The sequence below is a fragment of the uncultured Pseudokineococcus sp. genome (assembly GCF_947499845.1).
Taxonomy (GTDB): domain Bacteria; phylum Actinomycetota; class Actinomycetes; order Actinomycetales; family Quadrisphaeraceae; genus Pseudokineococcus.
This window is the reverse complement of sequence record NZ_CANMPM010000038.1, coordinates 1-5,375: the sequence shown is the minus strand read 5'-3', so window position 1 is coordinate 5,375 and position 5,375 is coordinate 1. Positions and strand designations below refer to the sequence as shown.

General features: G+C 76.1%; 5 protein-coding genes. 3 read left to right on the top strand and 2 right to left on the bottom strand.

Annotation, left to right across the window (positions count from 1 at the left end; all coding sequences use genetic code 11):
• The 3 genes from Q0789_RS16445 to glpK form a co-directional block, all read left to right on the top strand.
• A partial coding sequence (locus Q0789_RS16445; protein WP_298807066.1) for a glycerol-3-phosphate dehydrogenase C-terminal domain-containing protein occupies positions 1-315 on the top strand: 315 nt, incomplete at its 5' end.
• 158 nt (positions 316-473) lie between these two features.
• On the top strand, positions 474-1,217 hold the full coding sequence (locus tag Q0789_RS16440) for an MIP/aquaporin family protein (protein ID WP_298807065.1): 744 nt from the start codon (positions 474-476) through the stop codon (positions 1,215-1,217).
• A 56-nt stretch (positions 1,218-1,273) separates the two neighbouring features.
• Positions 1,274-2,815, top strand: coding sequence for a glycerol kinase GlpK (glpK, locus tag Q0789_RS16435; RefSeq protein WP_298807064.1), 1,542 nt, complete (start codon positions 1,274-1,276; stop codon positions 2,813-2,815).
• Positions 2,816-2,948: 133 nt separating this feature from the next.
• On the opposite strand, the gene Q0789_RS16430 is transcribed toward glpK, so the two are convergent.
• Both Q0789_RS16430 and Q0789_RS16425 read right to left on the bottom strand, forming a co-directional pair.
• Positions 2,949-3,911 (bottom strand): tetratricopeptide repeat protein, encoded by a 963-nt coding sequence (locus tag Q0789_RS16430; RefSeq protein WP_298807063.1) that lies wholly within the window; start codon positions 3,909-3,911, stop codon positions 2,949-2,951.
• Positions 3,912-4,125: 214 nt separating this feature from the next.
• A complete protein-coding gene (locus Q0789_RS16425; protein ID WP_298807062.1) occupies positions 4,126-5,304 on the bottom strand; it encodes a hypothetical protein in 1,179 nt (392 codons plus the stop codon).
• Positions 5,305-5,375 lie beyond the last annotated feature (71 nt).

Below are 5,375 nucleotides of genomic sequence, written 5' to 3'. Positions count from 1 at the left end.
CGCGCGGAGGCGCTCTACGCCGCCACGCACGAGGGCGCGCTGCACCTCGAGGACGTCCTGACGCGCCGCACGCGCCTTTCCTACGAGCAGGCCGACCGCGGCACCGCGAGCGCCCGGGCCGTCGCCGGCCTCATGGCCGGGGCCCTCGGGTGGGACGACGCCCGCGTCGAGGAGGAGGTCTCCTCCTACCTCGCCCGCGTCGAGGCCGAGCGCGCCGCCGAGGTCGAGACCGACGACGAGGCCGCCGAGCGCCGTCGCCTCGAGGCGCCCGACATCCGCCCCGACGTCCCCATCGGGGGCTCGGCCGCCGCCTGAGCGCCCTCCCCCCACCGCTCCCCCTGCGGCCGGTCCCGCCAGGAGTCCTCCGCCTCTGCCCTCGACGGGCCGCCCCGCGCCACCGTGGCGCGGGGCGGGCGGAGGCCCGCCGACGCGACCGCGCCCTTCCCTGACACCGACGTCACGAGGAGACCTGAATGACACCGACCCTCGCCCAGATCGTCCTCTCCGAGGTCCTGGGCACCGCCACCCTCACGCTGCTCGGCTGCGGCGTCGTGGCCAACGCGCTGCTCGCGAAGACCAAGGGCTTCGCCGGCGGGCCGCTCTTCATCAACTTCGGCTGGGGCCTCGCGGTCTTCGCCGGCGTCTACGTGGCCTACGCCTCCGGCGCCCACCTCAACCCGGCCGTGACCGTCGGCCTGCTCGTCTCCGGCAACGACTACGCCCCCGGCGTCTCGCCCGACCTGGCGAACACCCTCGTGTACTTCGCCTCCGAGATGGTCGGCGGCGCGCTCGGTGCCGTCGTCGTGTACCTGGCCTACAAGAACCACTTCGACGCCACGGAGGAGCCGGCCCTCAAGCTGGCGGTGTTCTCCACCGGCCCGGAGATCCGCCGCTACGGCTGGAACGTCGTCACCGAGGTCATCGGCACCTTCGTCCTCGTCTTCGTCATCCTCCTGTTCGGCAACACGCCCGCCCAGATCGGCCCGCTCGCCGTCGCCCTGCTCGTCGTCGGCATCGGCGCGTCCCTCGGAGGGCCGACGGGCTACGCCATCAACCCGGCCCGCGACCTCGGGCCGCGCATCGCCCACGCCCTGCTGCCCATCCGCGGCAAGGGCTCCTCCGACTGGGCCTACGCGTGGGTCCCCGTCGTCGGTCCCGTCCTCGGCGGGATCCTCGCGGGCCTCGTGTACTACGCGATGCCCGTCGTGCCCGCCTGAGGCCCGACCTCCCGCACCCGACCCAGACCCCGTCCCGGAAAGGACACCGACGTCCCATGAGCGAGACCACCACCGGTTCCAGCAGCGCCCGCTACGTCGTCGCCATCGACCAGGGCACGACGAGCACCCGCGCCATCGTCTTCGACCACGCGGGGACGATCGTCTCCACCGGCCAGCTGGAGCACGAGCAGATCTTCCCGCGCGCCGGCTGGGTCGAGCACGACCCGAAGGAGATCTGGCGCAACACCCGCGAGGTCATCGGCCAGGCCCTCTCGCGCGCCGACGTCACCCGCCACGACGTCGCCGCCGTCGGCATCACCAACCAGCGCGAGACCACCGTCGTGTGGGACAAGAACACCGGCGAGCCGGTCTACAACGCCATCGTCTGGCAGGACGTGCGCACCCAGCCCATCGTCGACCGGCTCGCGGCCGACGGCGGCGTCGACCGCTTCCGCCAGGTCTGCGGGCTGCCGCTCAACCCCTACTTCGCCGGCACGAAGATCATGTGGATCCTCGAGAACGTCGAGGGGGCCCGCGAGCGCGCCGAGGCGGGCGACCTGCTCTTCGGCACGACCGACTCATGGGTCGTGTGGAACCTCACCGGCGGCACGGACGGCGGCAAGCACCTCACCGACGTCACCAACGCCTCGCGGACGCTCTTCATGGACCTGAGGACGCTGCAGTGGGACGACGACGTGCTCGCCGCCATGGACATCCCCAAGGCGATGCTCCCGGAGATCCGCTCCTCCTCCGAGGTCTACGGCACCGTCGAGGCCTCGAACCTGCTGCGCGAGACGCCGATCGCGGGCATCCTCGGCGACCAGCAGGCCGCCACCTTCGGCCAGACGGCGTTCACCCCCGGCGGCGCCAAGAACACCTACGGCACGGGCAACTTCCTCATCGTCAACACCGGCGAGGACCTCGTCTTCAGCGACAACGGCCTGCTGACGACGATGGCCTACCGCCTCGGCGACGACAAGCCGGTGTACGCGCTCGAGGGCGCCATCGCCGTCACGGGCTCGCTCGTGCAGTGGCTGCGCGACAACCTCGGGCTCATCTCCTCGGCGCCCGAGGTCGAGACCCTCGCCGCGACCGTCGAGGACAACGGCGGCGTGTACGTCGTGCCCGCCTTCTCGGGCCTCTTCGCGCCGTACTGGCGCGGCGACGCGCGCGGAGCGGTCGTCGGCCTCACGCGGTACGTGACGAAGGCGCACATCGCCCGCGCGGCCCTGGAGGCCACCGCCTTCCAGACCCGCGAGGTGCTCGACGCCGCGAACGCCGACTCAGGCGTCCCGCTCGAGGAGCTGCGCGTCGACGGCGGCATGGTCGTCAACGACACCCTCATGCAGTTCCAGGCCGACGTCCTCGGCGTCCCGGTCGTGCGCCCCGTCGTCGCCGAGACGACGGCGCTCGGCGCCGCCTACGCGGCCGGCCTCGCCGTCGGCTTCTGGTCCGACCTCGACGAGGTCCGCGCCAACTGGGCCGAGGACAAGCGCTGGGAGCCCCAGATGGAGGAGGCCGAGCGCGAGCGCGTCCTGCGCCTGTGGAAGAAGGCCGTGACCCGGACCTTCGACTGGGTCGACGACGACGTGCGCTGACCCTCCCCCGCACGCACGAGCGCCCCGCACCGGTGACCGGTGCGGGGCGCTCGGGCGTGAGGCTCAGCGGCAGACTTCGTCGCCTTCTTCCGCCGGGAGGGGGCCGCTCAGCCCGGGCCCGCGACGGCGGGGCTCAGAAGAGGGCGCTGGCGAGGGCGCGCCGCGCCGTCATGACGCGGGGGTCGGTGGCGCCGACGACCTCGAAGAGCTCGACGAGGCGCGCGCGCACCCGCTCGCGCTCGTCGCCCGAAGTCGTGCGGACCGTCTGCACCAGCCGGGCGAAGGCGTCCTCGACGTGCCCGCCGAGGACGTCGAGGTCGGCGACGAGCAGGGCCGCGTCGACGTCGGAGGGGTCGGCGGCGGCCGCGTCCCGCGCCGCCTGGAGGTCGGCGCGGCCGGCGCGGCGCAGGAGCTCCACCTGGGCCAGGCCAACGCGCGCGTCCTCGTCGGCCGGGCTCTCGAGGAGCGCCCGGCGGTAGGCCTCGGCGGCCGCGTCGAGGTCGTCGCGCTCGATGGCGTCGAAGGCCTCCTGGTGCAGCGGCGGCAGCGGCGGCTCGGGCGCCTCCTCCTCCTCGGCCGGGGCGCCGTCGACGTCGAGGCGACCGGTGACGCCCTGGCGCGCTGCGAGGTCGAGCAGGGCGTCGAGGTACTGGCGCACCTGGTCCTCGGGCAGCACGCCCTGGAACAGCGGCACCGGCTGCCCGGCGACCACGGCCAGGACCGCGGGCACGGTCTCGACCTGGAAGGCCTGCGCGATCCGGGGGTGGCGGTCGGCGTCGACCTCCCCCAGGAGCCAGCGACCGGCGTCCGCGGCCGCCAGGCGGCGCAGCACGGCGGCGAGGTCGTCGGCGCCCTGGGCGCGCGACGACGAGAGCGCGATGACGACGGGCACCTGGGCCGACTGCTCGACGACCTGCTGGAAGGACTCCTCCGTCACGGTGACGACGGCGCCCCCGGCGGGCGGCCCGCCCGCGGCCCCGCCCGCCGCGGCCTGCTGCTGCGGCCGGCCGAGTCCCGAGAGGTCGACGGCCCCCCGGAGGTTGAGGCCCGGAGAGGCCCCCGGGCCACCGGGTCGCTGTCCGCTGCGCTGGCTCATCCCTGCTCGCCTCTCGTCGTGCTCGTCGTCTGGTGCTCGCCCGCGTCCGCGGCCGCCCGCCGGGCTCCGCACCGCCGGCCCCGGCCGGGGCGGCGGTCGTGCGGGTGGCGGCGCAGCCCCTCGCCCGCACGGTGCGGGCGGCGACGCTCCGTGGGGGCGCCGGCGGGCACGGCCCCCGCATGCTGCCACGCGGGCGCCGCGCCCACCCCTCGCGTCAGGAGGCGGTGGCCTCCACGAGGACCCGGTCGGCGCCCACGGCGCGCACGGGACCGGGCTCGTCCGCCGGCGGGACGACCAGCGCGACGACCTCGACCCACTTCTGCTCGAGGCGCTCGGGCGCGTCGTCGCGGCCGGCGAGCGCCGCCACGGTCTCCGGGAGCTGCAGCACGGCGCCCTCCTCCTCTACCACCTGCACGGCGCTGCTGTCGAGGACGCCGACGACGAGCGCCCCGCCGTCGGCCGTGGCCACGGCGCGGACGGCGTCCGGCCGGGGCGTGCGGGTGGTCTCGAGCGCGAAGAAGTCCACCGCGTCGGCCTCGACCCGCTCGGCGCGCACCTCGGCCCGGAAGGCGTCGTCGGCGACGACGTCGGGGCCGGGGCCCTGCTGCTCGGCGTCGGGCTGCTCGGCCCCGTCGTCAGCGGCCCCGTCGTCAGCGGCCCCGTCGTCGGTGGCCCCGTCCGTCGGCGCGGCGGGGTCCCCGGCCGACAGCGCCTCGGCGTAGCGCGCGACGGCGTCCTGCGGGCTGAGGACGAGGCCCTCCGCGGACGTCGGGTCCACCGGCGGGGCCCCCTGCTCCGCGGTGGCGACGGGCGGCACGACGGCGCCGGGCAGCAGCCCCGTGGTCGTGACGACGCGGTAGGGGCTGCGGACGTCCTCCTGGACGAGGACGGCGAGCTGGGGCTGCGCCTGCGGGCCCGTGATCGTCGCCCACGTGCGCGGGAAGGTCGCCGCGGCGTCCGCGGGGGACGGGGCGCGCTCGGGCGCCTCGCCCTCCTCCGCCCCGGGGACGCCGACGGCGGGGACGACGTCGCGCAGGGCGTCGGCCTCGACCGGCACCGGGGCCGGGGCGTCGGGCACCAGCTCCTGGAGCCGGTACCGCGCCGCCCGCACCTCCGCCGCCGCGCCGGTGACCAGGGGGTCGAGGAGCGTCGCGTCGCGGGCGGCGTCGGCGGCCGCCACGGTCTCCGCGACGTCGGCGTGGACCTGCTCCAGCTGCTCGGCGTCGACGGCGGGCACCGGCGCGCCCACCTCCTGGGGCCGCGGCGGGGGCAGCGGCTGCTCGGAGGCGCAGCCCGCGGCGAGGCCGGCGAGGAGCACGGCCGCGCACGCCCGGACCGCGCGCGAGGGTCGGCGCCCGGGGCGGTCGACCGGGCGGTGCTGCGGGCGGCTCACTGGTGCACCTTCTTCCTGTCCGGGCCCCAGGCAGGCAGGGTTCGGGCGCACCCCTGGTCCCCACCGGGCCA

Bases quoted from the DNA above. Each gene is read 5' to 3' on its own strand.
- Q0789_RS16440 (WP_298807065.1), top strand. From the start codon at position 474: ATGACACCGACCCTCGCCCAGATCGTCCTCTCCGAGGTCCTGGGCACC.
- glpK (WP_298807064.1), top strand. From the start codon at position 1,274: ATGAGCGAGACCACCACCGGTTCCAGCAGCGCCCGCTACGTCGTCGCC.
- Q0789_RS16430 (WP_298807063.1), bottom strand. From the start codon at position 3,911: ATGAGCCAGCGCAGCGGACAGCGACCCGGTGGCCCGGGGGCCTCTCCG.